Source organism: Cellulomonas sp. P2_B4, from assembly GCF_056404795.1.
The window spans coordinates 182,442-208,246 of record NZ_JBFUDI010000004.1; the positions used below are offsets into that span (position 1 = coordinate 182,442).

General features: G+C 72.0%; 30 protein-coding genes and 3 tRNA genes. 17 read left to right on the top strand and 16 right to left on the bottom strand.

Going from position 1 to position 25,805, the window contains the following annotated elements; genetic code table 11:
* Window positions 1-13: 13 nt before the first annotated feature.
* From AC1DZC_RS08750 to AC1DZC_RS08770, 5 genes are read right to left on the bottom strand one after another with little or no spacing between them, the layout of a single operon-like run.
* Entirely contained in the window at window positions 14-895 is an 882-nt protein-coding gene (locus AC1DZC_RS08750; protein ID WP_477042979.1) for a carbohydrate ABC transporter permease, read from the bottom strand.
* The gene (locus tag AC1DZC_RS08755; protein WP_477038356.1) at window positions 892-1,950 is read right to left on the bottom strand and encodes a carbohydrate ABC transporter permease; all 1,059 of its coding nucleotides are present in this window, start codon (window positions 1,948-1,950) and stop codon (window positions 892-894) included. The genes AC1DZC_RS08750 and AC1DZC_RS08755 overlap by 4 nt, the downstream gene beginning before the upstream one ends.
* Before the next feature lie 3 nt (window positions 1,951-1,953).
* Window positions 1,954-3,222: a sugar ABC transporter substrate-binding protein gene (locus AC1DZC_RS08760; RefSeq protein ID WP_477042980.1), complete on the bottom strand. Its 1,269-nt coding sequence runs from the start codon at window positions 3,220-3,222 to the stop codon at window positions 1,954-1,956.
* A 38-nt stretch (window positions 3,223-3,260) separates the two neighbouring features.
* Entirely contained in the window at window positions 3,261-4,292 is a 1,032-nt protein-coding gene (locus AC1DZC_RS08765) for a LacI family DNA-binding transcriptional regulator (protein ID WP_477042981.1), read from the bottom strand.
* Between the two features lie 48 nt (window positions 4,293-4,340).
* Window positions 4,341-5,375 (bottom strand): hypothetical protein, encoded by a 1,035-nt coding sequence (locus AC1DZC_RS08770; RefSeq protein WP_477042982.1) that lies wholly within the window; start codon window positions 5,373-5,375, stop codon window positions 4,341-4,343.
* 118 nt (window positions 5,376-5,493) lie between these two features.
* Here AC1DZC_RS08770 and purL point away from each other — a divergent pair, with 118 nt between their 5' ends.
* Both purL and rsgA read left to right on the top strand, forming a co-directional pair.
* Window positions 5,494-7,857, top strand: a complete 2,364-nt coding sequence (gene purL / locus AC1DZC_RS08775; RefSeq protein WP_477042983.1) for a phosphoribosylformylglycinamidine synthase subunit PurL — start codon at window positions 5,494-5,496, stop codon at window positions 7,855-7,857.
* A 52-nt stretch (window positions 7,858-7,909) separates the two neighbouring features.
* Window positions 7,910-8,917, top strand: coding sequence for a ribosome small subunit-dependent GTPase A (rsgA, locus tag AC1DZC_RS08780; RefSeq protein ID WP_477038351.1), 1,008 nt, complete (start codon window positions 7,910-7,912; stop codon window positions 8,915-8,917).
* Here the strand turns inward: rsgA and AC1DZC_RS08785 are convergent, their stop codons facing one another.
* Both AC1DZC_RS08785 and AC1DZC_RS08790 read right to left on the bottom strand, forming a co-directional pair.
* Window positions 8,918-9,817, bottom strand: coding sequence for a hypothetical protein (locus tag AC1DZC_RS08785; RefSeq protein ID WP_477038350.1), 900 nt, complete (start codon window positions 9,815-9,817; stop codon window positions 8,918-8,920). It lies immediately after the preceding gene.
* 1 nt (window position 9,818) lies between these two features.
* Window positions 9,819-10,421, bottom strand: a complete 603-nt coding sequence (locus AC1DZC_RS08790; RefSeq protein WP_477038349.1) for a hypothetical protein — start codon at window positions 10,419-10,421, stop codon at window positions 9,819-9,821.
* Window positions 10,422-10,486: 65 nt separating this feature from the next.
* On the opposite strand from AC1DZC_RS08790, the gene AC1DZC_RS08795 reads away from it, so the two are divergent.
* The 4 genes from AC1DZC_RS08795 to purM are packed head-to-tail and all read left to right on the top strand — an operon-like array spanning window position 10,487 to window position 13,942.
* The gene (locus tag AC1DZC_RS08795; RefSeq protein WP_477042984.1) at window positions 10,487-10,861 is read left to right on the top strand and encodes a sterol carrier family protein; all 375 of its coding nucleotides are present in this window, start codon (window positions 10,487-10,489) and stop codon (window positions 10,859-10,861) included.
* 25 nt (window positions 10,862-10,886) lie between these two features.
* Window positions 10,887-11,246: a histidine kinase gene (locus AC1DZC_RS08800; protein WP_477042985.1), complete on the top strand. Its 360-nt coding sequence runs from the start codon at window positions 10,887-10,889 to the stop codon at window positions 11,244-11,246.
* A gap of 27 nt (window positions 11,247-11,273) precedes the next feature.
* Window positions 11,274-12,821: an amidophosphoribosyltransferase gene (gene purF / locus AC1DZC_RS08805; protein WP_477042986.1), complete on the top strand. Its 1,548-nt coding sequence runs from the start codon at window positions 11,274-11,276 to the stop codon at window positions 12,819-12,821.
* The gene (purM, locus tag AC1DZC_RS08810) at window positions 12,818-13,942 is read left to right on the top strand and encodes a phosphoribosylformylglycinamidine cyclo-ligase (RefSeq protein ID WP_477042987.1); all 1,125 of its coding nucleotides are present in this window, start codon (window positions 12,818-12,820) and stop codon (window positions 13,940-13,942) included. Before purF ends, purM begins: the two co-directional genes overlap by 4 nt.
* 85 nt (window positions 13,943-14,027) lie before the next feature.
* On the opposite strand, the gene AC1DZC_RS08815 is transcribed toward purM, so the two are convergent.
* On the bottom strand, window positions 14,028-14,261 hold the full coding sequence (locus AC1DZC_RS08815; RefSeq protein WP_477042988.1) for a hypothetical protein: 234 nt from the start codon (window positions 14,259-14,261) through the stop codon (window positions 14,028-14,030).
* A gap of 54 nt (window positions 14,262-14,315) precedes the next feature.
* Window positions 14,316-14,525, bottom strand: a complete 210-nt coding sequence (locus AC1DZC_RS08820) for a DUF3073 domain-containing protein (protein WP_477038342.1) — start codon at window positions 14,523-14,525, stop codon at window positions 14,316-14,318.
* A 557-nt stretch (window positions 14,526-15,082) separates the two neighbouring features.
* Here AC1DZC_RS08820 and AC1DZC_RS08825 point away from each other — a divergent pair.
* Complete coding sequence (locus AC1DZC_RS08825) at window positions 15,083-15,289, top strand: BldC family transcriptional regulator (protein ID WP_477038341.1); 207 nt, start codon at window positions 15,083-15,085, stop codon at window positions 15,287-15,289.
* Between the two features lie 124 nt (window positions 15,290-15,413).
* Here the strand turns inward: AC1DZC_RS08825 and AC1DZC_RS08830 are convergent, their stop codons facing one another.
* The 3 genes from AC1DZC_RS08830 to AC1DZC_RS08840 form a co-directional block, all read right to left on the bottom strand.
* Window positions 15,414-15,734 carry a DUF3618 domain-containing protein gene (locus AC1DZC_RS08830; protein ID WP_477038340.1) on the bottom strand — a complete coding sequence of 107 codons (321 nt, stop codon included), beginning with the start codon at window positions 15,732-15,734 and terminating at the stop codon, window positions 15,414-15,416.
* Window positions 15,731-16,141, bottom strand: a complete 411-nt coding sequence (locus AC1DZC_RS08835; protein ID WP_477038339.1) for a phage holin family protein — start codon at window positions 16,139-16,141, stop codon at window positions 15,731-15,733. The genes AC1DZC_RS08830 and AC1DZC_RS08835 overlap by 4 nt, the downstream gene beginning before the upstream one ends.
* A gap of 93 nt (window positions 16,142-16,234) precedes the next feature.
* A complete protein-coding gene (locus tag AC1DZC_RS08840) occupies window positions 16,235-16,684 on the bottom strand; it encodes a phage holin family protein (RefSeq protein WP_477038338.1) in 450 nt (149 codons plus the stop codon).
* 59 nt (window positions 16,685-16,743) lie between these two features.
* Between AC1DZC_RS08840 and AC1DZC_RS08845 the strand changes: the two genes are divergently transcribed.
* Complete coding sequence (locus AC1DZC_RS08845; protein WP_477042989.1) at window positions 16,744-16,908, top strand: hypothetical protein; 165 nt, start codon at window positions 16,744-16,746, stop codon at window positions 16,906-16,908.
* On the opposite strand, the gene AC1DZC_RS08850 is transcribed toward AC1DZC_RS08845, so the two are convergent.
* The 3 genes from AC1DZC_RS08850 to AC1DZC_RS08860 form a co-directional block, all read right to left on the bottom strand.
* Window positions 16,879-16,954: transfer RNA gene (locus AC1DZC_RS08850), tRNA-Phe, on the bottom strand. The two genes, AC1DZC_RS08845 and AC1DZC_RS08850, sit on opposite strands and share 30 nt — an antisense overlap.
* A 39-nt stretch (window positions 16,955-16,993) precedes the next feature.
* Window positions 16,994-17,067 (bottom strand) — tRNA-Asp (locus AC1DZC_RS08855).
* A gap of 41 nt (window positions 17,068-17,108) precedes the next feature.
* Window positions 17,109-17,181, bottom strand: a tRNA-Glu gene (locus AC1DZC_RS08860).
* Window positions 17,182-17,306: 125 nt separating this feature from the next.
* Here AC1DZC_RS08860 and AC1DZC_RS08865 point away from each other — a divergent pair.
* The 3 genes from AC1DZC_RS08865 to AC1DZC_RS08875 all read left to right on the top strand — a co-directional run bounded on the left by AC1DZC_RS08865 (window position 17,307) and on the right by AC1DZC_RS08875 (window position 19,593).
* A complete protein-coding gene (locus tag AC1DZC_RS08865) occupies window positions 17,307-17,660 on the top strand; it encodes a metallopeptidase family protein (protein WP_477038337.1) in 354 nt (117 codons plus the stop codon).
* Window positions 17,661-17,665: 5 nt separating this feature from the next.
* Complete coding sequence (locus AC1DZC_RS08870; RefSeq protein ID WP_477042990.1) at window positions 17,666-18,577, top strand: cation diffusion facilitator family transporter; 912 nt, start codon at window positions 17,666-17,668, stop codon at window positions 18,575-18,577.
* A 95-nt stretch (window positions 18,578-18,672) separates the two neighbouring features.
* Window positions 18,673-19,593, top strand: a complete 921-nt coding sequence (locus tag AC1DZC_RS08875; RefSeq protein ID WP_477042991.1) for an LLM class flavin-dependent oxidoreductase — start codon at window positions 18,673-18,675, stop codon at window positions 19,591-19,593.
* Window positions 19,594-19,596: 3 nt separating this feature from the next.
* Here the strand turns inward: AC1DZC_RS08875 and galE are convergent, their stop codons facing one another.
* Window positions 19,597-20,556 carry a UDP-glucose 4-epimerase GalE gene (gene galE, locus AC1DZC_RS08880; RefSeq protein ID WP_477038334.1) on the bottom strand — a complete coding sequence of 320 codons (960 nt, stop codon included), beginning with the start codon at window positions 20,554-20,556 and terminating at the stop codon, window positions 19,597-19,599.
* A 180-nt stretch (window positions 20,557-20,736) separates the two neighbouring features.
* On the opposite strand from galE, the gene AC1DZC_RS08885 reads away from it, so the two are divergent.
* From AC1DZC_RS08885 to AC1DZC_RS08910, 6 genes are read left to right on the top strand one after another with little or no spacing between them, the layout of a single operon-like run.
* Window positions 20,737-21,861, top strand: a complete 1,125-nt coding sequence (locus AC1DZC_RS08885; protein WP_477042992.1) for a polyprenyl synthetase family protein — start codon at window positions 20,737-20,739, stop codon at window positions 21,859-21,861.
* Complete coding sequence (locus AC1DZC_RS08890; protein ID WP_477042993.1) at window positions 21,862-22,755, top strand: phytoene/squalene synthase family protein; 894 nt, start codon at window positions 21,862-21,864, stop codon at window positions 22,753-22,755. It abuts the gene before it with no gap.
* A complete protein-coding gene (gene crtI, locus AC1DZC_RS08895; RefSeq protein ID WP_477042994.1) occupies window positions 22,752-24,332 on the top strand; it encodes a phytoene desaturase family protein in 1,581 nt (526 codons plus the stop codon). The genes AC1DZC_RS08890 and crtI overlap by 4 nt, the downstream gene beginning before the upstream one ends.
* Window positions 24,329-24,637, top strand: a complete 309-nt coding sequence (locus tag AC1DZC_RS08900) for a lycopene cyclase domain-containing protein (RefSeq protein WP_477042995.1) — start codon at window positions 24,329-24,331, stop codon at window positions 24,635-24,637. Before crtI ends, AC1DZC_RS08900 begins: the two co-directional genes overlap by 4 nt.
* Window positions 24,634-24,933, top strand: coding sequence for a lycopene cyclase domain-containing protein (locus tag AC1DZC_RS08905; RefSeq protein ID WP_477042996.1), 300 nt, complete (start codon window positions 24,634-24,636; stop codon window positions 24,931-24,933). The genes AC1DZC_RS08900 and AC1DZC_RS08905 overlap by 4 nt, the downstream gene beginning before the upstream one ends.
* Window positions 24,930-25,805: a prenyltransferase gene (locus AC1DZC_RS08910; RefSeq protein ID WP_477042997.1), complete on the top strand. Its 876-nt coding sequence runs from the start codon at window positions 24,930-24,932 to the stop codon at window positions 25,803-25,805. The genes AC1DZC_RS08905 and AC1DZC_RS08910 overlap by 4 nt, the downstream gene beginning before the upstream one ends.

The following is a 25,805-nucleotide window of genomic DNA, read 5'->3' on the forward strand; positions in this document are numbered from 1 at the left end:
GGTTCGAGTCCTCTCAGGACTTCAGGCCGGTGGTCGCCAGCCCTTGGACGAAGTGGCGCTGGAGCGCGAAGAAGACGATCAGGATCGGCAGCAGGACCACGACGGAGCCGGCCAGCAGGAGGCCGTACTGGGTCGCGTTCTGACCGACGCTGTAGAGCGCGAGCGCGACGGGCAGCGTGTACATGTCTTCGGTGCTGGACACGACCAGCGGCCAGAGGAAGTTGTTCCACGACGCCAGGAACGTGAGGATCGCGAGCGTCGCGAGCGCCGGCTTGCACAGCGGCAGGACGACCCGCAGGAAGATCCGGAACTCGCCCGCACCGTCCACGCGGGCGGCGTCGACGAGCTCGTCGGGGATGCCCTGGATGAACTGCCGCATGAGGAACACGCCGAACGGTCCGGCCAGGAACGGCAGGATCAGGCCCCAGTAGGTGTTGACCATCCCGAGGTTGCTGACCAGCACGAACAGCGGGACCAGCGTCACCATGCCCGGGATCATCAGCGTGGCCAGCACCAGCCGGAACAGCCAGGTGCGCCCCCAGAAGTCGATCTTCGCGAACGCGTACCCGAGCATCGAGCAGAACACCAGGTTGCCGAGCGTCACGACGACGGCGACGACGACCGAGTTGGCGAAGAACTGCGTGAAGTCGAGCCGCGTGAACAGCTCCCGGAAGTTGTCGAGCGTCGGGTTCTGCGGCCACCAGGTCGGGGGGTTCGCGCGCAGCTCGCCCTCCGTCTTGAAGGAGCCCAGCAGCATCCACACGAACGGCGTCACGACGAGCACGAGGCCGATCCCGAGGACGGCGTAGAGCCACCCGCGGGGCTGCGGCTCGCCGATGTGCGAGCCGATCGTGCCGCGCGGCTTCGTCGCCGGCTTGTCCGTGACGGCGGTCATCGCAGGCCTCCCGTGGTGATGGGGGCGTCAGGCACGACGGCGGCGGCCGGTGTCTTCTGCCACCAGCGGCGCTTGCGTCCCGCGGCGTCGTCGCGGTCGCCCAGCAGCCGGAACTGCAGGATCGTCATGAGCACCACGGCCAGGAACAGGATGTAGCTCATCGCGGCCGCGACCCCGTAGTTGCCGAAGCCGAAGGTGTTGTAGATCAGGTACGCCACCGACAGCGTCGAGTTGAGCGGGCCGCCCTGGGTCATCACGAACGGCTCCTCGAAGAACTGCAGGAACCCGATGCCGGTGATGACGCCGGCGAACAGCATCGTCGGGCGCAGCGTGGGGATCGTGATCCGGGTGAGCCGCTGCCAGGCGGTCGCGCCGTCCAGCGCGGCGGCCTCGTGGAGGGCCTTGGGCACCGACTGCAGACCCGCCAGGAAGATCACGATGAGCGTGCCCATCGAGCGCCAGGTCGCCATCGCGATGAGCGACGGCATGGCCCAGGTGGTGCTGCCGAGCCAGTCGGGACCCTGGATGCCGAACCAGCCGAGGACCTCGTTGACCAGGCCGTTCTCGGGCTGCAGCAGGAAGCGCCACACGACGGCGACGGCGACGATCGACGTGATCACCGGCATGTAGTAGCCGACCCGGAAGAAGCTGGCCAGCCGTGTGATCCCGGTGTTCAGGGCGATCGCGATGGCGAGGGACACCACCATGGTCAGCGGCACGCCGACCGCCACGAAGTACAGCGTGTTCCACGCGGCGGTACGGAACGTGGGGTCGGTCAGGACGCTCGTGAAGTTCTCGAACCCGACGAGGTTGACCGCGAACGGGTTCTGCAGGTCACGGCTCTTGATGTCCGTGAAGCTCATGAAGAGCGACGAGAGCACGGGCCACGCCGTGAACACGAGGAAGAGGACCACGAACGGCGCGGCCATCCCCCAGGCGGCGAGGCTGCGGCGTCTGCGCAGGGGCGAGGAGCGGCGGACCCGCGGCGGGGTGACGGCCTGGTCGGCCGCACCCCGCCCCGGACGTACGCCGGCCCCGGTGAGGGTGGCGGACATGGCTCAGAGCCCCGTCCCGATGGAGTCCGCCTGGGACTGCATGGTCTTCGCAGCCTCGGCCGGGTCCTCGCCGGTCTTGCAGACCTTCTCCAGCTCGGTGTCGATGACGCTGGCGATCTGCTCCCACGTGGGGATCGCGGGCGCGGCGACGGCGGTCTTCAGCTGGTCGCCGAACACGGCCAGGGCCGGGTCGGAGCCGAGGTCGCCCTCGGTCCACGCGGACTGCACGGACGGCAGGTCGCTCGTGGTCTTGTACCACTCGGCCTGGGTCGCAGGGTCGCTCAGCCACTGCACGTAGGTCCAGGCGGCGTCACGGTTCTCGCTGCTCTTGAACACGGCGAGGTTGCTGCCGCCGATGAAGGACGCCGGCTTCTCGTCGGCGGGCATCGGCGCGAGCGTGACCTTGTCCATGAAGCCCTCGCCGCCCGTCTCGTTCAGCAGGCCGATGTGCCACGGCCCGGAGACGAACGAGCCGATCTTGCCGGCCACGAAGTCGGGCTCCAGGCTGCCCTCCGGCAGCTCCTTGGGCGCCACGCCGTCGGTGAAGAACGACTGGTAGTACGTCAGAGCCTTGACCATCTCCGGGGTGTCGAGCGTGAGCTCGCCGGCGTCGTTCATCAGCTCGGCCCCGGCCTGCCAGGCGAACGGCAGGAACGTCTGCCACGCGCCGGTCGCGCCGGGCTGGAGGTTGATCCCCCACTGCGCGCCGGCGCTCTGCAGCCCCTTGGCGGTCGCGGTCAGGTCCTCCCAGTTCGCAGGCGTTGGCGAGACGCCGGCCTGCTCGGCGAGCGCGGTGTCGAGATAGATCACGCGGGTCTCGACGTACCAGGGGACGCCGTAGGAGACGTCGTTCACGACGGTCGAGCCCCAGGCGCCCTCGAAGAACGTGGAGCTGTCGACGACGTCCGGGGTCGGGTCCAGCCCGCCGGTCGCGGCGAACTCGCCCATCCAGGTGGTACCGATCATCGAGACGTCCGGCACCTCGTCGGCGGCGATCGCGGTCGCGATCTTGTCGTGCGCGGCGTTCCACGGGATCGCGGTGACGTCGATCTTCACGTCCGGGTACTTCTCCGTGAAGGCCTGGGAGAACTCTCCGAGCTTCTCGCCCTCGGTGCCCATCGCCCAGACGGTGACAGTTCCGCTGAGGTCGTCGCTGGCGACGGGTGCTGCACTGGTCTCCGACCCGCCGGGCGTGTCGCTGCGACCGCAAGCGGTCAGGGCGAGGATGCCGACTGCCAGCGCGGCGACTGTGGCGCGCGTGGTCCTGCTCATGTTTCCTCCTGGTTCCGGACGGTCCCCGGTGGGGGTCGTCAGGCGTGGGACCCGCAGCTGTCGCGCACCACCAGGTCGGTGGTCAGCGACTCGTGCCGCGGGGTCGTACGGGATCCGGTGATCCGCTCGTCGAGCGCCTCGGCGGCGAGTGCCCCGAGAGTGCGCATCGGCTGGCGGACCGTGGTCAGTGCCGGGCGGGCGTGGCGCGCGGCCATCACGTCGTCCCAGCCTGTGATCGCGACGTCCCGGCCCACTGTCAGACCGAGCCCCTCCGCCGCGACGATGGCCCCGAGCGCGATCTCGTCGTTGGCGCAGACGAGTGCGTCGGGGGGGTGTGTGCCCCCCAGCAGCTCCGTGGCGACGCGGGTGCCCGAGCTCTCGTCGAGCGGGCAGGCTGCCACGGACAGTTCGATGTCGTGCTCGGCGAGCGCGTCGTGCACCCCGCGCCAGCGCTCGATCACGTCGGGCGAGTCGCCGGTCGAGCCGACGAACGCGGCGCGGCCCGGGCGGTGCGAGGCCAGGTGCTCGCCCAGCAGCCGCGCGGCCGACCGCCCGTCGGTGCGGATCGAGTCGGCGCCGTCGATGCCGGGGCGGGCCACCAGGACGACGGGCAGCCCGGTGGCGGCCAGGCTGGCGACGAACTCGTCGCCGACCGTGCGGCCGAGCAGGACCAGGCCGTCCACCCGGCCCGCGAGCTCGTTCACGGCCAGCTCGGCGTCGCTGCGGCCGCGCGTCGCGAGCACGAGGACGCTCCGGCCCCGCTGCGAGGCGGCCTCCTCGTACCCGAGCAGCACCTCGGCGTAGTACGGCCCCGACAGGTCGGGGAAGACGATCCCGTTCGCGGCGTGCCGGCGCTGGGCCAGCGACGTCCCCGCGTGGCTCGGCCGGAAACCGAGCTCGGCGACCGCGGCCAGCACCTTCTCGCGCGTCGCGGCGGCCACCGGCGCGGACCCGTGCAGGGCCCGGGACACCGTGGCGATGCCGACGCCGGCGTGCTCGGCGACGTCGTAGATCGTCACCGTCCGACGGGTCTTGCCGTCGTCGCCGGGGTTCATAGGAAGCGCTTTCACATGACGAGCGTCACACCCGATGGTGGACCCCGCAACCGGAAGCGCTTCCTATGCGTCGATCAGAGCCTCGTCGGCTACCTCGTCGGCGGCCCTCGTGCGACCGTCGACGACGACGAGCACGAGGAGCGCCAGCAGGGCGCCGACCCACCCGTACTGCACGCCGAACTGGCCTCCGACCTGCACGAGCGAGCTCACCACGGACACGCCCTGGTAGAGCTCCTGGGCTTCGGCGCCGGTGTACATCGCGCCGGTGGCAGCCACGGATGCCGCGACGGCAGAGAACCAGACGGCGAGCGTGAACGCGGTGCGGCCGAACCTCCGGTGCATCGTCCGGGCGGCCATGTACGCCAACGCGCCCTGCACGAGCGCGATGACGACAGCCCCGAGCCACAGCCGCGGGGTGCCACCGGTGATGAGGGGAGCCCACCAACCGCCGGGGACCGGCAGGAGCGTCGCCGCCCAGGGCCACGCGTCGGCGTGGGCGGCCACGGCCGCCGGGTCGGTCAGGTCGACCGAACGGTCTGTCCACGAGCGCAACGCGCCGACCACGAACCAACCGAGGCCGCCGACCAGTGCGGCCGTGACCGCGGCCAGCCGGGCAGCGCGCCCGGTCGGGGGAGCCGTGGTCCGCAACGGACGTCGTTGGACGGCGACGACGGCGAGCCCGACGGCCCAGCCCCAGACCACGCCCCAGTATCCGCCCGTCGCGATCGCCGAGATCCGCTGGCCCGTTCCGGCGATCGCCGTGCGGTCGATAATCTCGGCCATCGCCAGCGTGGCCAGTCCCGAGCCCGCGACGGCCGCGAACCACGCGGCGAGGACGACCACCGGCCACCCGCCCGTCCGGGGTCGCGAGACCGGGACCACGAGCCCTCCGACCACCACGGCGAGCACGAGGATCCCGACCGCCCAGGCGGTCGTGCTGGTTCCCGCCTGCTGGAGGGCTCCGCCCGTGGACGGCACGAACGACGCCGGGCCCGCGTGGTCACGCCAGGAGTGCGCGACCGTCCCGCTCAGCACCCAGAGGGCGGCCGCGACGAGCGCGGCGACGGACGAGCTGACGAGCACCCCTGCCCTGGACATGGACGGACGATAGCGAGCCTGAGACGGCCGCGAGGCCCGTTCGCGCGCCCCGGTAGGCTGTGCCTCGTCTGCCGACCCCTGCCGCCGCCTCGCGCGCGGCCCCCGATCGAGGGATCAGATGGCCTCCAGCACGACCCACGCCCACGTCTCCGACACCGTCGAGAACGCCGCCGCGACCCCGGACCTGGTGCAGCCGTTCGCCGAGCTCGGGCTCAAGCCGGACGAGTACCAGCGCATCCGCGACCTGCTCGACCGCCGCCCCACGGCCGCCGAGCTCGCCATGTACTCGGTGATGTGGTCGGAGCACTGCTCGTACAAGTCGAGCAAGAACCACCTGCGCCAGTTCGGCGACAAGACGACCGACGCCATGAAGGAGCACCTCCTCGTCGGCATCGGCGAGAACGCGGGCGTCGTCGACATCGGTGACGGCTGGGCCGTGACGTTCAAGGTCGAGTCGCACAACCACCCGTCCTACGTGGAGCCGTACCAGGGCGCGGCCACGGGCGTCGGCGGCATCGTGCGCGACATCATCTCCATGGGCGCCCGACCGGTCGCGGTCATGGACCAGCTGCGCTTCGGCGCCGTCGACCACCCCGACACCGCCCGCGTCGTGCACGGCGTGGTGGCCGGCGTCGGGGGCTACGGCAACTCCCTCGGCCTGCCCAACATCGGCGGCGAGCTCGTGTTCGACCCGTCCTACCAGGGCAACCCGCTGGTCAACGCGCTGTGCCTCGGCGTCCTGCGGCACGAGGACATCCACCTGGCCAACGCCTCCGGCACGGGCAACAAGATCGTCCTGTTCGGTGCGCGCACGGGCGGCGACGGCATCGGCGGCGCGTCGATCCTGGCGTCCGAGACCTTCGACGACACCAAGCCCTCCAAGCGGCCGTCGGTGCAGGTGGGCGACCCGTTCATGGAGAAGGTGCTCATCGAGTGCTGCCTCGAGCTCTACGCGGCGCGCGTGGTCGAGGGCATCCAGGACCTGGGCGCCGCCGGCATCTCCTGCGCGACCAGCGAGCTGGCCTCCAACGGCGACGGCGGCATGCACGTCGACCTCGAGAACGTGCTGCTGCGCGACCCGACCCTGACCGCCGGCGAGATCCTCATGTCGGAGTCGCAGGAGCGGATGATGGCCGTCGTCCGGCCCGACCAGCTCGACGAGTTCCTCGCGATCACCGCGAAGTGGGACGTCGAGACCGCGGTGATCGGCGAGGTCACCGGCACCGGCCGCCTGACCATCGACCACCACGGCGAGCGGATCGTCGACGTCGAGCCGCGGTCCGTCGCGCACGACGGACCCGTCTACGACCGCCCGTACTCGCGCCCGGCGTGGCAGGACGGACTGAACGCGGACACGACCGCGTCGCTGGCGAAGCCCGCGACCGACGCCGAGATCCGCTCGACGGTGCTGCAGCTGCTGGCGTCGCCCAACCTCGCCTCCAAGGCCTGGGTCACCAGCCAGTACGACCGGTTCGTGCAGGGCAACACCGCGCTGGCGCAGCCCGACGACTCCGGCGTCATCCGCGTCGACGAGACGACGGGCCTGGGCGTCGCGCTGGCCACCGACGCGAACGGTCGCTACGCCAAGCTCGACCCGTACACGGGCGCGCAGCTGGCCCTCGCGGAGGCGTACCGCAACGTCGCAACGACGGGCGCGCGCCCGCTGGCCGTGACCGACTGCCTCAACTTCGGCTCGCCCGAGCACCCCGACTCGATGTGGCAGCTCGTCGAGGCGATCCGCGGCCTGGCCGACGCGTGCCAGACCCTCGAGGTCCCGGTCACCGGCGGCAACGTGTCCCTCTACAACGGCACCGGCGAACCCGGACTGATCGACTCCGCGATCCACCCGACGCCCGTCGTCGGCGTGCTCGGCGTGCTCGACGACGTCGCCGACGCGACCCCGTCCGGCTGGACCCAGCCCGGTCAGGCGGTCTACCTGCTCGGCACGACGAAGCCGGAGCTGGACGGCTCCGCCTGGGCCGACGTCGTGCACGGCCACCTCGGCGGCCTGCCGCCGGCCGTCGACCTGGCGGCGGAGCGTCGGCTGGCGTTCGTGCTCACGCACGCGAGCCGCGACGACCTCGTCGACAGCGCGCACGACCTGTCCGAGGGCGGCCTCGCGCAGGCCCTCGTCGAGTCGAGCCTGCGCTACGGCGTCGGCGTGCAGGTCTCGCTCGACGGCCTGTGCGCCCGCGACGGGATCACCCCGTTCGAGGCCCTGTTCTCCGAGTCGACGGCCCGCGTGCTCGTCGCGGTCCCGCGCACGGAGGAGGTCCGCCTGGTCGACCTCTGCACCGCGCGCGGCGTCCCGGCCCTGCGCCTCGGCGAGACGGCGGAGTCCTGCTCGCCCGGCGCCGGCACGCCCGTCGACGAGTCGGACCACGTGCACGGGCCGGCGGTCGAGGTCGAGGGACTGTTCACGCTCCCGCTCGACGAGGCACGCGCCGCTCACGAGGCGACGCTCCCGCACTACTTCGGCTGAGCTCTCGGTTAATCGGTCGCCTGCCGACGAGGTCGGCTTCTAGCGTCGACCCGTGTTCACGTCCGAGGCAGTCCGTGTCGTGCGCGCCGACAAGGGCGCGGTCCTCGTGCTGCCCTCGGTGGACGCCGAGCCGGTCCGCGTGACGCTCGACCGCGACGGCCTCGTCGCGACGCCCGACGGCGACCGCCTCGCGCCGACGGTCGGCGACTGGCTCGACGTCGCCGACGACCACGCGGTCCTCGTGCACGAGCGCCGCACCGCCCTGGTCCGCGACAGTGCGGGCGCGACGAGCCGCGAGCAGGCGCTCGCGGCGAACATCGACGTCGTCCTGATCGTCGAGCACCTGGACCCCGACCCGGACCTCGGCCGCATCGAGCGGATGCTCACGCTGGCCTGGCGCTCCGGCGCGCAGCCGGTCGTCGTGCTCACCAAGGCCGACCTGGTCCCGGACCCGGAAGGCATGGCGGCCGATGTGGCCGCCGTAGCGCTCGCGGTCGACGTGCACGCCATCAGCGTCCGCGACGACGAGGGCCTCGACCCGGTGCGCGCCCTCCTCGGCGACGGCGTCACCCTGGTCGTCGTTGGCCCGAGCGGCGCGGGCAAGTCGACGCTCGTCAACGCGCTCGCCGGACGCGAGCTCATGGACACCGGTGGCCGCCGCAACGACGGCCGCGGCCGGCACACCACCACGCACCGCCAGCTGGTCCCGCTGGCCGGCGGGGCGATGCTCATCGACACCCCCGGCATCCGCGGGGTCGGCGTCGTCGCGGACGAGGACGCCCTCGACACCACGTTCGCCGACGTGGCGGCGCTGGTCGCCCGGTGCCGCTTCGCCGACTGCCACCACGCGGGCGACGTGGGCTGCGCGGTCGAGGAGGCGTTGGCGACGGGCGAGCTCAGCGAGCGCCGGTTCGACAGCTGGCGCAGGCTGGCCAAGGAGGCCGCCTACCAGGCCCGCCGCTCGGACGCCCGCCTCGCCGCCGAGGAGCGTGACCGCTGGAAGCGGGTCACCAAGGAGTACCAGCGCGGCATGCGCGGCCCGGGCCGTCCTCGCAGCTAGCTAGAACGGCGGCGTGTTGACGAATTGGAACTGCAGCCGCGCGTCGGAGCTGCGCGGCACCATGAGCGTCGTCGCGCTCGGCGACCAGGCGGTGGGCACCAGGAACATGGCGGACGGTCCCTGCACGAGCAGGCGCAGCCCGCGGTAGCGGTAGCGGGGCTCGTCGCCACGAGAGGCGCAGTCCGCGTCCGGTGCGGGCCCGGTGACCCAGCAGAGGTCCTCGGGCGCGGCGACCGTGTTGCGCAGGTGCAGGTCGGCGGGGCTGTCGAGGATGACGGCCGGGAGCTGGTCCAGGTGGCGGGCGACCTGCTGGGCCTGCCCGCGGCCGGACCAGTCGGCGGTGATGGACACGGCCCAGAACGCCGCCGCCAGCACGATGACCCAGAGCCCGGCGACGGTGCCCGGCGCCTTCGTCGTCGCGAACGGCAGTGCCGAGGCGCAGACACCCGCACCGATGCCGATGAGGGAGGCGGACACGAGCGACAGGTACGGCCACGCGCCCCACCAGGCGTACCCGAGCAGCAGCAGGAGGCCGGCGCCCAGCACGGCGCCGCTGCCCAGCACCCAGCGGCGCGCGATGCGACGGACGTGCGCGTCGCCGTCGGACCGGGCTCGCAGCTCGGACGCCTCGACCTGCAGGCGGCCGCGCAGCGCGACGGCTGCCACGGACAGGACGACGAGCACGAGCAGCGGGACCAGCAGCGGCTGCGGGCTGCGCATCACGTAGTCGCGCGGGGTCAGGCCGATGGTGTCGACGTCGACACCGAAGTAGGCGTACTGCGACTTGGTGTAGACGTAGCCGAAGTAGAACAGCAGCGTGCTGACCAGCGTGATCGGCGCAGCGATCTGCGTCGCGGTGGACAACCACTGCGGCAACGACCGGCCGGACGACGCGGCCATGTCAGGGCGTCCCGCTCCCTGCGACCGACTCCAGGTCGAGGTCGGGGGAGACGTCGGCGGCGTCGTCGACCTGGTGCGCGAGCGCGACGCAGTCGTCCTGCGACAGCGGCTGGCGGCACTGCAGCGTGCCGACCATCCCGACGAAGGCGTGCGGCTCGGGATCGCCGGACCGCACGAAGCCGATCGCGCAGGTCGACGCGTCGACCGTGATCTGGGCGCCGTCGCACCACGGCACGCCGGCGTCGTCGCACACGTCACGGGTCGGCGTCCACGACGAGGGCACGACGACGGGATGGTCGACGCGGAAGGACAGCCCGTCGGTGAGCTGCGGTGAACCGTCGCCGCCCCAGGTCCAGAAGACGCACACCGTGTCGGGTGCGACGAGGTTCCCGGCCCCGGTGCCGGCGACGGCGGTGGTGAGGACCGGCAGGGACTGCCCGCGGGGCAGCGGAGCCTCCTGCGTGCCTGTACCGCGCGTCGGTGCCACGACCGGCTCCTGCGCCGGCGGCTGCGAGGTGGGCTGCCCGCCGGGGCCGCCGCAGGCTCCCAGCAGTCCCGCGCCGACGAGCAGCGCGGCGATCCTGAGCTTGTTGGTCTGTGTCATCAGGCCACCTCCGAAGCGACACAGAGAGGAGCGCCCAGAGGTCCGGCAGATACGAGAATGGGTCCATGCCTCCTCGTCGCCGCACCGACCCCGCCGACGGCCGATCGGCCCTGGCCGCCTGGCGCGCGGACCCGTCGCAGGTAGGCCCACGTCGCACGGCGGTGCGGTTCACGCTCGAGGAGCTGGCCGACGTCGCGCCCGGGAACGCCGTCGAGGTGCGCGTCCCGCCCGACGGTGCCGTGCAGGCCGTCGAGGGACCTCGTCACACCCGGGGCACCCCGCCGAACGTCGTCGAGACCGACCCCCAGACCTGGCTGCAGCTGGCGACGGGCACGCTGATGTGGGACGACGCGATCTCCGAGGGACGGATCCGGGCCTCCGGCGAGCGCGCGGACCTGGGCGAGTGGCTGCCGCTGCAGGCGGCCCGCGCACGGTCCTGAACGGCTTCTGACCTAGGATCACGGGGTGCCCGACGACCCGGCTGCCCCCCAGCCCACGACGCCCGACGAGCCCCCGCTGCCCACGCCGGAAGAGCTCGAAGCCGCTCCGGACGCGGTCATCCGGCACGCCCCGAAGTTCGGCGCCTTCATCACGGCGGGCGCGATCGTCGGCTTCGTCCTGGGCCTGGTGCTCACCGCGCTGATCGGTCCGGAGACCCCGCTCGCGTCCGACGGCTCCGGGTTCCTCCCCTTCCTCGACGGCGAGAACGCGGTGCGCACGGTCGTGGCGGTCTCCGGCGCGGTGCTCGGCGGCTTCGTCGGCGGCCTGCTCGCGGTCATCGCCGACCGGCGGAGCGTGAGACGGGCCGGACAGCGCGGCAGCTGACCAGCCTTCGTATGAGACGATGAGGCAGTGGCCCCCCGCGCAGACGGACGTCTGAACCACGACCTCCTCCCCAACGAAAAAGGTCCGCAGGACGCCTGTGGCGTCTTCGGTGTCTGGGCTCCTGGCGAGGAAGTCGCCAAGCTCACGTACTTCGGGCTGTACGCCCTGCAGCACCGCGGCCAGGAGTCGGCGGGCATCGCCACCTCCAACGGCCAGCAGCTCCTCGTCTACAAGGACATGGGCCTCGTCTCCCAGGTCTTCGACGAGACCGCGCTGAACGCCCTGCAGGGGCACATCGCGATCGGGCACTGCCGGTACTCGACCACCGGCGGGAGCACCTGGGAGAACGCGCAGCCGACGCTCGGGCCGACGTCAGCCGGCACGGTCGCCCTGGGGCACAACGGCAACCTCACCAACACGGCCGAGCTGGTCGACCTCGTCGCCGAGCGCTACGGCAGCCAGCGGCGCGGCGAGCTCGCGCGCGGCAACACGACCGACACGGCGCTCATCACGGCGTTGCTCGCCGGCGACCCGGACCACACGCTCGAGGCCACCGCGCTCGAAGTGCTCCCGCGGCTGCGCGGCGCGTTCAGCCTCGTCTTCATGGACGAGCACACGCTCTACGCCGCGCGCGACCCGCAGGGTGTCCGCCCGCTCGTCCTGGGCCGCCTCGAGCGCGGCTGGGTCGTCGCCAGCGAGACGCCGGCGCTCGACATCGTGGGTGCGTCGTTCGTCCGCGAGATCGACCCCGGCGAGTTCATCGCGATCGATGCCGACGGGCTGCGCAGCACCAAGTTCGCGACGCCCGACCGCGCGGGGTGCGTCTTCGAGTACGTCTACCTGGCGCGGCCCGACACGACGATCGCCGGCCGGTCGGTGCACGCCGCGCGCGTGGCGATGGGTCGTCGGCTCGCGGTCGAGCACCCCGTCGAGGCCGACCTGGTCATCCCGGTCCCGGAGTCCGGCACGCCGGCCGCGGTCGGGTACGCCGCCGCCTCGGGCATCCCGTTCGGCCAGGGCCTGACCAAGAACGCCTACGTCGGCCGCACCTTCATCCAGCCGTCGCAGACCCTGCGGCAGCTGGGCATCCGGCTCAAGCTCAACCCGCTGCGCGAGGTCATCCGCGGCAAGCGCCTGGTGGTCGTCGACGACTCGATCGTCCGCGGCAACACCCAGCGCGCCCTGATCCGCATGCTGCGCGAGGCCGGTGCCGCCGAGGTGCACGTGCGGATCAGCTCCCCGCCCGTCAAGTGGCCGTGCTTCTACGGCATCGACTTCGCCTCCCGTGCGGAGCTCATCGCCAACGGGCTCTCCCCCGACGAGATCGCCGCCTCCCTCGGCGCGGACTCGCTCGGCTACATCTCCGCGGAGGGCATGATCGCCGCCACCGAGCAGCCCGCGTCGCAGCTGTGCGCCGCCTGCTTCACCGGTCAGTACCCGATCGAGCTGCCCCCGGCCGACCGCATGGGCAAGTACCTGCTGGAGCAGAGCGAGCTCCCGCTGGGCGCGCCCGAGGACGGCCTGCTGTCCATCGTCCCCGGCGCCGGCGGCGGTTCCGCCCTGGACCACCCGTGAGCGGGGCGCAGGTCACGTACGCGGCTGCCGGGGTCGACACCGAGGCCGGTGACAAGGCCGTCGAGCTGATGAAGGACGCCGTGCGCGCGACGCACGGTCCGCAGGTGCTCGGCGGGGTCGGCGGCTTCGCGGGCCTCTACGACGCGAGCGCGCTGCTGACCTACCGCAGGCCGCTCCTTGCCACCTCGACCGACGGCGTCGGCACCAAGGTCGCCATCGCGCAGGCCCTCGACATCCACGACACGATCGGGTTCGACCTGGTCGGCATGGTGGTCGACGACATCGTCGTGGTCGGGGCCAAGCCGCTGTTCATGACCGACTACATCGCGTGCGGCCGCGTGGTCCCCGAGCGGATCGCCGGCATCGTGCGCGGCATCGCGGCGGCCTGCTCGGTGGCCGGTACCGCCCTCGTCGGCGGCGAGACCGCGGAGCACCCCGGCCTGCTGGGTCCCGACGAGTACGACGTGGCCGGCGCTGCGACCGGCGTGGTCGAGGCCGACCAGCTCCTCGGTCCGGAGCGCGTCCGTGCGGGCGACGTGCTGATCGCCCTCGGGTCGAGCGGGCTGCACTCGAACGGCTACTCGCTGGTGCGCAAGGTGGTCCAGGTGGCCGGCTGGCAGCTCGACCGGCACGTCGACGAGCTGGGACGCACGCTGGGCGAGGAGCTCCTCGAGCCCACCCGCGTCTACGCCTCAGACTGCCTCGCCCTCGTCGAGCGCGCGGGCATCGCGAACGGCGTGCACGCCTACAGCCACGTCACCGGCGGCGGCCTCGCGTCGAACGTCGCGCGCGTGCTGCCGCAGGGTCTGGTCGCCGACATCGACCGCGGCGGCTGGCAGCTGCCGCCGATCTTCTCGCTCGTGCAGAGCCTGGGTCAGGTCCCGTGGACCGACCTCGAGGGCACGCTGAACCTCGGCGTGGGCATGGTGGCGATCGTCGCGCCCGAGGCCGTGGACGGCGTCCTGGCCCACGCGGGCGAGCTGGGCATGACCGCATGGACCCTGGGCACCGTGCGGGCGTCCGACCCCGCCACGGACGTCGTGGGCGCGCCGGGCTTCGTGGCCGGCACCAAGGGCGTGCACGGAGGCGCGGTCCAGCTGACGGGTTCCTACCGGATCTGAGTCGCGTTCACCCGAAGGCCGACACAGGGCGGTCGGGCAAGGCATGTCCGGACGCGCCAGGCCTCGACACCGCTCGACTCTGACCTCAGGCGACGGGGTACTCGTTCACGTACCTCACGATCGCCCCCAGGCCGACGGCGGCCGCGAGCGCCGCGAACGCGAACAGGCTCCAGGCCCAGACGCGACTCCGGGCTCGCCTCGACGGGTCGCCGGTGCGCCACAGCATCACGACCGTGCCGCACGCGACGAACAGCACCGCCACGCCGCAGGCCACGACGAACGTCGTCGGTAGACCTTCCGGCTCAGTCCCGGGCGCCATCCCGAAGACGATCCCGCGCGCTAGCACGGCATCTTGCACCGATCACCTAGGCGGTCAACGATCGTCGTCCGACCAACGGCGGTAGTCGTCGTCGTCGTCAGTGTCAGTCTCCACAACCGCGCGAGGGCGGTTGTCGGTCACGACATCGTTGTGGCCGTGCGACGTGAGCTCCTGCTCGAGAGCTCGGTAGTTGGTCTCCGGGCTGAAGTACTTCAGCTCCCGGGCCACCTTCGTCTGCTTAGCCTTCTGACGGCCGCGCCCCATGGCATCGACCCCCTCTTACGTGGATGCGGGGCGGCTCCGTGCTAGCACGTGCGGCCCCGGGGTGCTGAATTTCGTCTCTTCGTGGGGCAACCGTACATGCTCTCCGCGTATTCCGACCACTCGCCAGAGGGCGATACGGATCACGTGCCCGAGACGTCCTGGTTGTCGGTGCCGGTCGCTCGCACGCGCCGCGGCCGTCCCTCCGTGCCGACCGGACGGCGGTCTCAGCCGGACATGCGTCCAGATTGTTGATCCGTGTCCGCGCGTGTCGGGTGGTTTGCCCGTTTGGTCGGGTTTAGTCTGGTCTGACGACCTCGAGGGGCAGGCCGTGCACGAGGCAGGGGAGTGCTGTGAAGATCTGGACAGAAAGCGCTGTCCCGCTATGCGGCATGTGTGGCTTTCATGCATGCTGGTGGGAGTTGTCCCGCTTTGCGGGCCGGTGACGGTCCGATGGTCCACCTGAAGTCGCTGCGCCCCAGCGCAACGTCGAACACCCGAAGAAACCGGGTACCGACACCGTCGGTGCCACACGCCTGACGATTGCCAGGAGGCAGTTCGTGAACGCACACGCCGCGGAGTCCGAGACTCTGCTGACTCCGTCCGAGGTCGCCACGCTGTTCCGCGTCGACCCCAAGACGGTCACCCGCTGGGCCAAGGCCGGCAAGCTCTCGTCGATCCGCACCCTGGGTGGGCACCGCCGCTACCGCGAGTCCGAGGTTCGGGACCTCCTCAACGGGATCCCGCAGCAGCGTTCGGACAGCTGACCGAGGCTCTCGCCTCACACGCCCGGGTGCAGGCCCGGGATGCAAGCGCGCCCAGCGACGACGCCGGACGCGCTCGGTTTCTCCGATCGTCCCGGACGTCGCGGCCGGGCTGGTCCACGAACCTTCAGTCGCCGCGGCGCGCCGCGACCACGGCGACGAGGGCGACGAGCGCCGCGACACCTGCCGCGACGCTCCCCAGCACGGTGAGCGCACGCTTGCGGGCCTCGGGCCCGCCGTCACCGGACGTGGCATCGGCCCACAGCCGGCGTCCGCCCTCCAGCAGCCTGCCCGCCTGTGCCCGCGGGTCGAGCCGTGCGACGAGCTCGTCGACGGTCGCCGCCAGCTCAGCGCGCGTGGCGGTGATGTCTGCCTCGATCGCGACCATCTGCGGCGTGCTGAACGGCTCGACGGGCTTGGCGGGGCGGTCGGTCGTCTCGTCGCTCATGAGCGGATCCCTGTCTTGATCGCGTCGATGTCTTCCTGCACGGTCTCGATGGCGCGGATGGTCGACGGAGGCGTTCCCTTCTTGATGCTCCGGATGCCGATCAGGGCGAGCACGACGACCACGAGCAGCAGCAGCACCGTGATGATCAGCGCCGAGAGCCAGAGGTCCACGAGCAGCGCGAGCGCGATGATGGCCGTGGCGATCGCGGCGGCAAGGAAGTAGAGCGCGAGCAGACCGGCAGCGGCGAGCAGGCCGGCGCCGATGCCGATCTTCTGCGCGCGGCCCGCGATCTCAGCCTTGAACAGCTCGATCTCGGCCCGGACGAGCCGGGCACCCGTCTCGCTGATCTCGCTGACGAGCTGGCCCAGGGATCGCTCGTCACCTGGGGGTCCCGACTGGGTGGTCATGGCGCAACCTCTCGCTCTGGTGACTCGTCGAGGTACAAGTGTGCTGGTCGCAGCACCGCCACGCGAGACGTGCGGCGGTCGGACTTCCTGCGGTCAGTCTTCCCAGGGATGGACCTGCTCCTCGGCCGGGTGGGTCGACTCGTGGATGCGCACGACGGTGATCGGCGGCCCGCTCGGCAGGTGCCGACGCCCCCACGCCGCGGCCCCGGCGCCGATCAGCACCAGGGCGACGCCGATGATCACGGCCGCCAGCCACGGGTCGACCGCGTGCGACAGGCCCATGACGGCCGCCGTGACGAACAGCGCGAGCCCGAAGAACGTGACCAGCGCGGCGATGCCGAACGCGATCGCGGACGGACGCACCTCGACCGCACGGGTGCGGACGCTGCTGGCCACCGCGTTGATCTCGGCCTGGATGGCCTCGCGGACGTGGTCCTCGACCTGCTCGATCTTCTCGCGCGCCTTGTCCGTGAACGGCTCGGTGAGGCGGTCGAAGAAGCTCTTCGAACGCTCCGACTTCTCGGGACCGGGAGTGCTGGTCATGGGTTTCCCTCCGCTTCGGGTGCTGGGCCCCACCCTAGGTCTCAGCGTGCCCCGCGGCGGTGGTGGACAGGCTGCGGGCTGTCATCGTCGGCGACGGCCTGCTGGCCGACGACGAGTTCGCGGCCGCCACGGCCGAGCTGCTCGCGCGACCGCACGAAGAAACCCCGCTCGGATGCGTCCGGGCGGGGTTTCTGTGGTGGCTCCGACGGGCGTCGATCCCGTGACCTCACGATTTTCAGTCGTGCGCTCTACCAACTGAGCTACAGAGCCTCGAAACGAGAACGCCGGTCCGTAGACCGGCGAATCGAGCGACCCCGACGGGACTTGAACCCGCGACCTCCGCCGTGACAGGGCGGCGCGCTAACCAACTGCGCTACGGGGCCTTGGTGGTGCTAAGGCCTTCTTGCAACTGCTGTCCTGCTCGTACCCCCAACGGGATTCGAACCCGTGCTACCGCCGTGAAAGGGCGGGGTCCTAGGCCGCTAGACGATGGGGGCTAGTCCAACCCCTGACGTCGAGGCGTCGGAAGACCGGTGATGAGCATACGGGGTCATCGGCCCGAACTCCAAAGCGGCTCCTGCCGACCGTCTGGCGACCGCTCCCGCCTGCGAAGATGGTGCGCATGGTCGAGATGACGCGCGCGGAGTTCGAGGACGCGGTGCGTGACGCGCTCGACGAGATCCCCGACGAGCTGGCCGCGATGATGGACAACGTCGTCGTGCTGGTGGAGGACACGCCGCCGGCCGACGAGCCCGACCTGCTCGGCCTCTACGAGGGCACGCCCCTGACCGAGCGCGGGGACTTCTGGGCCGCCGGGTCGCTGCCCGACCGCATCACGATCTTCCGGCTGCCCACCCTGAGCTTCTGCGAGGACCGCGACGAGGTGGTCGAGGAGGTCGCGGTCACGGTCGTGCACGAGATCGCGCACCACTTCGGCATCGACGACGCGCGCCTGCACGACCTCGGTTGGGGCTGATCCCCGTGGGCCACGACCACGACCACTCGACGGCCGCCCAGGCGCACCGGGGGCGGCTGCTCGCGGTGCTCGTCCTGACGCTCGTCGTGCTCGTGATCGAGGTGGTCGGGGGCGTGCTGTCCGGGTCGTTCGCGCTGATTGCCGACGCGGGGCACATGCTCACCGACGCCGCCGGGGTAGGCCTCGCGCTCGGCGCGACCGCGCTCGCGATGCGGCCCGCGACCGCCGCCCGGACGTTCGGGTGGCAGCGTGCCGAGATCCTGGCGGCCTTGGTGAACGGGCTGGTCATCGGGGTCGTCGGGGTTCTCGTGCTCGTCGGCGGGGTGCGCCGGCTCGTCGCCCCGGAGCCCGTCGAGGCGGGGCTGATGCTCGGCGTCGCGTGCGTGGGGCTCGTCGCCAATGCCGTCGGTCTCGCGCTGCTGCGGCGCGGGCAGGGGGAGTCGCTGACCGTCCGGGGCGCCTACCTCGAGGTCCTCGGCGACCTGCTCGGGTCTGTCGCGGTGGTCGCCGCGGCGGTCGTCGTGATGGCGACCGGGTACCTGCGGGCCGACGGGATCGCGTCCGTGCTCATCGGCCTCATGATCGTGCCGAGGGCCGTGGCCCTGCTGCGTGAGGTCGGCGCGGTGCTGCTCGAGGCCACCCCGCGCGGAGTCGACCTCGACGCGATCCGCTCGCACATCTGCGGCGTGCCGGGGGTGCTCGGCGTGCACGACCTGCACGCCTGGACCATCACCTCGGGCGTCCCGGTCCTGTCCGCGCACGTCGAGGTGCCCGACGAGCTGCTGGCCCGCGGCGAGGCCGGCCGCGTCCTCGACGACCTGCGCCACTGCCTCTCCGGCCACTTCGACGTCGCCCACTGCACGTTCCAGCTGGAACCCCCGTCGGCCACGCGCGAGGAGCACGCCTCCCACGCGTGACGTGCGGGCCCCCGACCGCTCACCACTGCGGACGTCCGAGCAGATGTGCGCCCTGGCGCACTTTCGCTCGGACGTTGCGTGGTTAGGGTCGGGGCATGGTTGCTGTGGGGATCGCGGTGCTGCCGCAGGATCGGTGGGACGTCGGACGGGCGAAGTGGCTCCAGGCCGAGGAGTGGGGTTTCGACCACGCGTGGACGTACGACCACCTGGCGTGGCGGACGCTCGTCGACCAGCCGTGGTTCGCGACCGTGCCGCTGCTCGCGGCCGCGGCGGCGGTCACGTCGCGGATCGGACTGGGGACGCTCGTCGCGTCGCCGAACTTCCGGCACCCGGTGCCGTTCGCCAAGGACGTGATGGGTCTCGACGACATCAGTGGCGGCCGGTTCCTGCTCGGCATCGGTGCCGGCGGCGAGGGGCTCGACTCGTGGGTGGCGGGCGACCCGATCAGCCGCGGAGAGCGGACGCGGAGGTTCGAGGAGTTCGTCGCGTTGATGGACACGCTGCTGACCACGCCGGTCACCGCGCACCAGGGGGAGTTCTACCGGGCCGACGGCGCCCGCATGATCCCGGGCACGATCGCCGCACCGCGCACGCCGTTCGTCGTCGCCGCCAACGGGCCGCGCACGATGGCGCTCGCTGCGCGGTACGGGCAGGGGTGGGTCACGTACGGGCAGACGTTCCTGTCCGAGGGCGGGGACGCCGAGGTCGAGCAGGCACAGTGGTGGGAGGGGCTGGCGACGATGCAGGAGCGTGTCGACGAGGCCGTCGCGGCCCACCGGCCCGCGGGTGCACCGCCGCTGCGCCGCTACCTGAGCCTCGACGGTGCGCCGATCTTCTCGATGCAGTCGGCCGAGCTGGTCGTCGACGGGATCGAGCGTGCGGCCGCGCTCGGGTTCACCGACGTGATCGTGCACTGGCCCCGCGACGAGGGCATCTACGCGGGCTCACCGAAGGTCCTGGAGGCCCTCGTCGCGAAGCTCCCGCACCTGCGGGCCCTCGAGGTCCCCCCGCGCTGAGGGTCAGTGGGCCTGGCGGGCGGACCAGGCGCTGGTGACCATGTCGAGGAGCGTGTGGCGCATCTGCCAGTCGAGGTCGCGGGCGGCCAGCTCGCCGGAGGCGACGATGCGGGCGGGGTCGCCGGGGCGTCGGGGCGCCAGCTCGGGCTCGAAGGCGATGCCCGTGGCCTGCGCCATCGCGGTCATGATCTCGCGCACGGAGACGCCGTCGCCGGAGCCCAGGTTGTAGACGGGCTCGAGCGGGGTGCCGGCGGTGAGGGCCTGCGCGGCCGCGACGTGCGAGGCGGCGAGGTCGGCGACGTGGATGTAGTCGCGGACGCAGGTGCCGTCGGGCGTCGGGTAGTCGGTGCCGTTGATGCGCGGGGTGCGCCCGGAGGTCAGGGCGTCCAGCACCAGCGGGAAGAGGTTGTGCGGGCTGGTGTCGTAGAGGTCGTCGGTGGCCGAGCCGACCACGTTGAAGTACCGCAGGGACGTGTGCCGCAGGCCGGTGGCCGTGGCCTGGTCGGCGAGGAGCCACTCGCCGATGAGCTTGGACTCGCCGTAGGGCGACTCGGGGTGGGTCTCGGTGGACTCGGTGACCAGGGAGACGTCCGGCGTGCCGTACACGGCGGCCGACGAGGAGAACACGATCGCGTCGACGCCCTGCGAGGCCATCGCCTCGAGCAGGTGCACGGTGCCCGTGACGTTCTGCTCGTACGTGTGCAGCGGCCGGGTGACCGAGACGCCGGCGTACTTGAAGCCGGCGAGGTGCACGACGCCCACCACACCGTGCTGGCTGAGCGTGTCCGCGACCAGGTCGGTGTCGAGGATCGAGCCCTGGACCAGGGGGACGTCGCCGGGGACGAAGTCCTTGTGCCCGCTGGACAGGTCGTCGAGGACCACCGTGCTGAGCCCCACCTGCCCGAACGCCCGAACCACGTGGGACCCGATGTACCCGGCACCGCCGGTGACCAGCCATGTCATGGCACGACCCTACCGAGGCGTGACGGCGAGCAACCTGCGCGCCCAGGTTCCGGGACGTGGGTGCATCCGAACGGCGCCCTGACACCGAAGAGCGGGTAGCGGTGGCAGGCCGAAGAATGCTCAGTATGCTGAGCATTCCCGGCTCCCCCCGAGCACCGACACCACGGCCGAAGGGACGAGATGCAGGGCGAGACCAGTGTCCGGCAGGACTCCCGGCAGCGCACCGTGGTCGCCTCGGACGAACGTGCGCTCCTCGCCGAGCAGGTCGAGGGCGCGATGACCGTGACGGCCGGCGTACTGGCGGACTTCGTCGACGAGCGGGTTCGCGTGGCCTCGGGGCGCTCCGCGGTGGCCGCGCGCCTCTGGACCGACCTCGCGGGCGTCGTCGGCGGGAAGCTCATGCGACCCAGGCTGGCGGTCGCGGCGTACCTGGGCCTCGGCGGCGACGACCCCGCCGCCGTAGCGCCCGTCGCCGCGGCCGTCGAGGTGCTGCACACGGCCATGCTCGTGCACGACGACCTGCTCGACCACGACGAGGTGCGACGTGGCCGGCCGAACGTCGCCGGCGCGACGCGTGCGCGGCTGGGCGGCCGCGGGCTCGACGGTCGGGCGATCGAGGACCAGGTGCTCGCGGCGGGGCTGCTCGCCGGCGACCTGGCGATCGCGGCCGCGTTCTCGCTGGTGGCCGCCGCGCCGACGAGCCCCGAGCAGCGGCTGCGCGTGATCGGGCTGCTCGCGGAGGGCATCGAGACGACGGTCGTCGGCGAGCTCCTCGACATGGCCGCGGCACTCGACGCGCCCCGGGACGTCGACGCCCTGGCCGTCGCCGAGCTCAAGACGGCGGCCTACTCCGGCAGCCTCCCGCTCGTGGCGGGCGGCATCCTGGCGGGTGCCGACGAGGGCGTCGTGGCCTGCCTGGGCGACGTCGGAGCCGCTCTGGGCGTGGCGTTCCAGCTGACCGACGACGAGCTCGGCGTGTTCGGTGACCCGCAGGTGACGGGCAAGTCCGCGCTGTCGGACCTGCGTGAGGGCAAGCGCACCGAGCTGCTGCGGCGGACGTACGCGCTCGCCTCCGCGGACGGCTGCGCGGTGCTGGACGGACTCGTCGGCCGGGCGGACCTCGACGAGGAGGGTGCCGAGCGGGTGCGTAGGGTCATGCTCGACAGCGGTGGCCTCGAGTCCGTGCGGGAGCTGACGCGGCGGACCAGTCAGCAGGCGCGCGACCTGGCGCTGGGCACGCTGCCCGAACCGCTGGGAGGCTACCTGGTAGGCGTGGTCGACGACCTGGTCGGGCGGGGTCACTGAATGACGGAGGAGACCGTGGGGCAGGCGAGGGACCGGGCGCTGCGGCTGTACGACGTGACCGCCGCGCGCACCAGCGCCAACGTCCTGGCCGTCTACTCGACCTCGTTCGGCCTCGGCACGCGGCTGCTCGGGCGGCGCGCCCAGCAGGACATCCGCGCCGTGTACGCGCTGGTCCGCCTCGCCGACGAGGTCGTGGACACCTACCGCGGCGACGACGCCGGCGCGGAGCTCGACGAGCTCGAGGAGCAGACGCACCGGGCGCTGCGTACGGGCTACTCCACCAACCTCGTGGTGCACGCGTTCGCCCGCACGGCCCGGCGGGTGGGCATCACGACCGCCGAGACGGTGCCGTTCTTCGCCTCGATGCGCGCCGACCTGACGGTGCACACCCACGACCGCGCGTCCTACGAGGCGTACGTGTACGGCTCCGCCGAGGTGGTCGGCCTGATGTGCGTACGGGCGTTCCTCAACGAGTCGCGCCGGCCCGGAGACCCCGTGGTCCAGCCGACTCCCACCCAGGTGGCAGGCGCCCGAGCGCTCGGCGCCGCGTTCCAGAAGATCAACTTCCTGCGCGACCTCGGCATCGACAACGGCGAGCTGGACCGCACGTACTTCCCCGACACCCGGCCCGGGGTCGTCTCGCCCGAGCAGCTCACGGCGATCCTCGCGGAGATCGCCGACGACGTCGCCGTGGCCCGCTCGGCCCTGCCCGAGCTGCCGCCGCGCGCCCGGTACGCCGTGGCCGCGACGCTCGCGCTCTACCAGCGCCTCGTCGACGACCTGGAACGCTGCACCCCCGACGAGATCCTGCGGCGGCGCGTCCGGCTGTCGACGCCGACCAAGCTGGTGGTGGTCGGCGAGGCCGTCGTCGCGCAGGTGCGGGCGGGCCGGTGACCGGACGAGTCGTCGTCATCGGTGGCGGGATCGCAGGGCTGACCACCGCCGCGCTGCTGGCGCGCGGGGGCGCGAGCGTGACCCTGCTCGAGCAGCACGACCGGGTCGGTGGACGTGCCGGTCAGCTGGAGCTGGACGGGTTCCGGTTCGACACCGGGCCGTCCTGGTACTTCATGCCCGAGGTCTTCGCCCACGCGTTCGCGCTGCTGGGGGAGCGGATCGAGGACCACGTCGACCTCGTGCGGCTCGACCCCGGGTACCGGGTGTTCCCGGAGGGTTCCGCCCCGCTCGACGTCGTGCAGGACGCCGAGGTCAACTGGAAGGCGTTCGAGGCGCTGGAGGAGGGCGCCGGCGAGGCGATGCGCGCGTACGCCGCGGAGTCGACCCAGGCCTACCGCGACGCCCTCGACTCGTTCCTGTACACGACGTTCGCCCGGCCCGACCGCCTGCTCACCGCCTCCGTGCTGCGGCGCTCCCGGACCCTGGTCGACCTGCTGACGCACACCCTCGCCGACCGCGTCGACGCCACCGTCCGCAGCACCGTGCTGCGGCAGGTTCTCGGGTTCCCCGCGGTGTTCCTCGGCAGCTCGCCGTACCGCGTGCCCGCCCTGTACTCGCTCATGAGCCACCTCGACCTCGTCGACGGCGTACGTTTCCCCCGCGGAGGGATGTACACGATCATCGAGGCCCTCGAACGACTGGCTGTCCGGGAGGGCGTGCGCATCCGCACCGGGGTCCCGGTCGCCTCGATCGAGGTCGACCCTCCGGGCCTCGCCCGCGGGGTGCGGCTTGCCACGGGCGAGCTGGTGAGCGCGGACGTCGTCGTCTCGGCGGCCGACCGGCACCACACCGAGACCGAGCTGCTCGACCCGCGGTACAGCGACCTGCCTGCCCTGGAGTGGGAGGACCGTGGACCGGGCATCTCCGCGCTCGTGATCATGGCCGGGGTCCGGGGTGAGCTGCCCGAGCTGGCGCACCACTCGCTCTTCTTCACGCAGGACTGGCGGTCGAACTTCGAGGACATCCTGGGGAGCGACCGCGTGTCGAGCGCGACGAGGGTGCCCGAGGTGGCGTCGCTCTACGTCTCGCGGACCACCGCGACGGACCCGAGCGCCGCCCCGGCGGGCCACGAGAACCTCTTCGTCCTGGTGCCGTTCCCGGCCGACCCGACGATCGCGGACCTCGACGCGCACGCCGACCGGTACCTCGACCAGATCGGCGCCTGGGCCGGTGTCCCCGACCTGCGTGCCCGCGTCGTCACACGCCGGGTCGTCGGGCCGGCCGACTTCGCGCGGGACTTCCACGCCTGGCGCGGCAGCGCGCTGGGGATGGAGCACACGCTGCGGCAGAGCGCGATGTTCCGCCCGGGTGACGCGTCCAGGCGCGTCCCGAACCTGCTGCACGCCGGTGGTGGCACGATCCCGGGTGTGGGGCTGCCGATGTGCCTGATCAGCGCCGAGCTCGTGGTGAAGCGGATGCTCGGCGAGACGTCGGCGCGCTCCCTGCCCGCACCGCTGCGCCCGGGCTTCCTGGCGTCGGCGCGGCCGCGCGGTGTGTGGAGCGCCGTCAACCGATGAGCTTTCTCTACCTCGGCGCCCTGCTCGTCTCGCTGGGCGGCCTCGCGATCCTCGACCGCCGCTTCCGGCTGGCCTTCTGGGCGGACCCGCGACGAGCCGCCCTGACCGTGGGCCTCGGCGTGGTCGGCTTCCTGCTCTGGGACCTGGCCGGGCTGGGCCTCGGCATCTTCGCGCGCGGCGACTCCCCGCACATGACCGGGATCCTCCTGGCCCCGGAGCTGCCGCTCGAGGAGGCGTTCTTCCTCACGCTCCTGTGCTACACCGCCCTGCTCACCTGGCGCGGGCTGGAGCGCCGGCGACGATGACCAACGCGATCCTCAACGTCCTCGTGCTGGCCGTGCTGCTCGGCGTCTCCTGGCCGGTGCTCCGACGCCTGCGCGCCGGGCCGGTCGCCGGCACGGTCGTGGTCCTGTGCGTGCTCACGATCGTCTTCGACACCCTGATGATCGCCGCCGACCTCTACGTCTACGACCCCGACAAGATCCTGGGCGTCTACATCTGGGACGCACCGATCGAGGACTTCGCCTACGCGATCGCCGCCGCCATCGGCATGCCGGTGCTCTGGACGGCGCTGGGCCGCAGGAAGAGGGACGACGAGTGAGGGAGGTCCTCGCGGCCTCGCGCCCGTTCTCCTGGATCAACACCGCGTACCCGTTCGCGGCGGGCTACCTGCTGGCCACGGGCGGTCGGGTCGACGCCCTGTTCGTCGTCGGGACCCTGTTCTTCCTCGTCCCGTACAACCTGCTGATGTACGGGATCAACGACGTGTTCGACTACGCGTCCGACCTGCGCAACCCCCGCAAGGGCGGGATCGAGGGCGGCTTGGTCGAGCCGTCGCGGGCCGCCTCGGTCCACCGGCGGATCCTGTGGTCGTGCGTCGTCCTGACCGTGCCGTTCGTGGTCTACCTCCTGCTGCAGGGATCGCTCGGCGCGAACGTCGTCCTCACGCTGGTCCTGTTCCTCGTCGTCGCCTACTCGGCCCCGGTGCTGCGGTTCAAGGAGCGCCCGGTGCTGGACTCCTTCACCTCGGCGATGCACTTCGTCGGCCCCTTGCTCTACGCGTTGGTGCTGGTCGGGGCGTCCTTGACGACGAGGACGACGTGGCCGGTGCTCGTCGCCTTCGTTCTGTGGGGCATGGCGTCTCACGCGTTCGGGGCCGTGCAGGACGTGCGCGCGGATCGCGAGGGCGGGATCGCGTCGGTGGCCACAGCGCTCGGTGCGCACGCGACCGTCGTCGCGTCGACCGTCCTGTACGTGCTGGCCGCGGCGGTCCTGCTGCTCGTCCCGTGGCCGGGGGTGCTCGCGGCGGTGCTGCCGGTGCCGTACGCGATCAGCACGGCGCGCTTCTGGTCGGTGCGCGACGACGACTGCGAACGGGCCAACGCGGGCTGGCGGACGTTCCTGTGGCTGAACCTGGTGACGGGCTTCCTGGTGACGATGCTGCTGATCGCGACGGCGCAAACTTCGCACTGA

Bases quoted from the DNA above. Each gene is read 5' to 3' on its own strand.
- AC1DZC_RS08750 (WP_477042979.1), bottom strand. From the start codon at position 895: ATGACCGCCGTCACGGACAAGCCGGCGACGAAGCCGCGCGGCACGATC.
- AC1DZC_RS08755 (WP_477038356.1), bottom strand. From the start codon at position 1,950: ATGTCCGCCACCCTCACCGGGGCCGGCGTACGTCCGGGGCGGGGTGCG.
- AC1DZC_RS08760 (WP_477042980.1), bottom strand. From the start codon at position 3,222: ATGAGCAGGACCACGCGCGCCACAGTCGCCGCGCTGGCAGTCGGCATC.
- AC1DZC_RS08770 (WP_477042982.1), bottom strand. From the start codon at position 5,375: ATGTCCAGGGCAGGGGTGCTCGTCAGCTCGTCCGTCGCCGCGCTCGTC.
- purL (WP_477042983.1), top strand. From the start codon at position 5,494: ATGGCCTCCAGCACGACCCACGCCCACGTCTCCGACACCGTCGAGAAC.
- AC1DZC_RS08785 (WP_477038350.1), bottom strand. From the start codon at position 9,817: ATGGCCGCGTCGTCCGGCCGGTCGTTGCCGCAGTGGTTGTCCACCGCG.
- AC1DZC_RS08790 (WP_477038349.1), bottom strand. From the start codon at position 10,421: ATGACACAGACCAACAAGCTCAGGATCGCCGCGCTGCTCGTCGGCGCG.
- AC1DZC_RS08795 (WP_477042984.1), top strand. From the start codon at position 10,487: ATGCCTCCTCGTCGCCGCACCGACCCCGCCGACGGCCGATCGGCCCTG.
- AC1DZC_RS08815 (WP_477042988.1), bottom strand. From the start codon at position 14,261: ATGGCGCCCGGGACTGAGCCGGAAGGTCTACCGACGACGTTCGTCGTG.
- AC1DZC_RS08820 (WP_477038342.1), bottom strand. From the start codon at position 14,525: ATGGGGCGCGGCCGTCAGAAGGCTAAGCAGACGAAGGTGGCCCGGGAG.
- AC1DZC_RS08830 (WP_477038340.1), bottom strand. From the start codon at position 15,734: ATGAGCGACGAGACGACCGACCGCCCCGCCAAGCCCGTCGAGCCGTTC.
- AC1DZC_RS08835 (WP_477038339.1), bottom strand. From the start codon at position 16,141: ATGACCACCCAGTCGGGACCCCCAGGTGACGAGCGATCCCTGGGCCAG.
- AC1DZC_RS08840 (WP_477038338.1), bottom strand. From the start codon at position 16,684: ATGACCAGCACTCCCGGTCCCGAGAAGTCGGAGCGTTCGAAGAGCTTC.
- AC1DZC_RS08865 (WP_477038337.1), top strand. From the start codon at position 17,307: ATGGTCGAGATGACGCGCGCGGAGTTCGAGGACGCGGTGCGTGACGCG.
- AC1DZC_RS08875 (WP_477042991.1), top strand. From the start codon at position 18,673: ATGGTTGCTGTGGGGATCGCGGTGCTGCCGCAGGATCGGTGGGACGTC.
- galE (WP_477038334.1), bottom strand. From the start codon at position 20,556: ATGACATGGCTGGTCACCGGCGGTGCCGGGTACATCGGGTCCCACGTG.
- AC1DZC_RS08885 (WP_477042992.1), top strand. From the start codon at position 20,737: ATGCAGGGCGAGACCAGTGTCCGGCAGGACTCCCGGCAGCGCACCGTG.
- AC1DZC_RS08890 (WP_477042993.1), top strand. From the start codon at position 21,862: ATGACGGAGGAGACCGTGGGGCAGGCGAGGGACCGGGCGCTGCGGCTG.
- AC1DZC_RS08900 (WP_477042995.1), top strand. From the start codon at position 24,329: ATGAGCTTTCTCTACCTCGGCGCCCTGCTCGTCTCGCTGGGCGGCCTC.
- AC1DZC_RS08905 (WP_477042996.1), top strand. From the start codon at position 24,634: ATGACCAACGCGATCCTCAACGTCCTCGTGCTGGCCGTGCTGCTCGGC.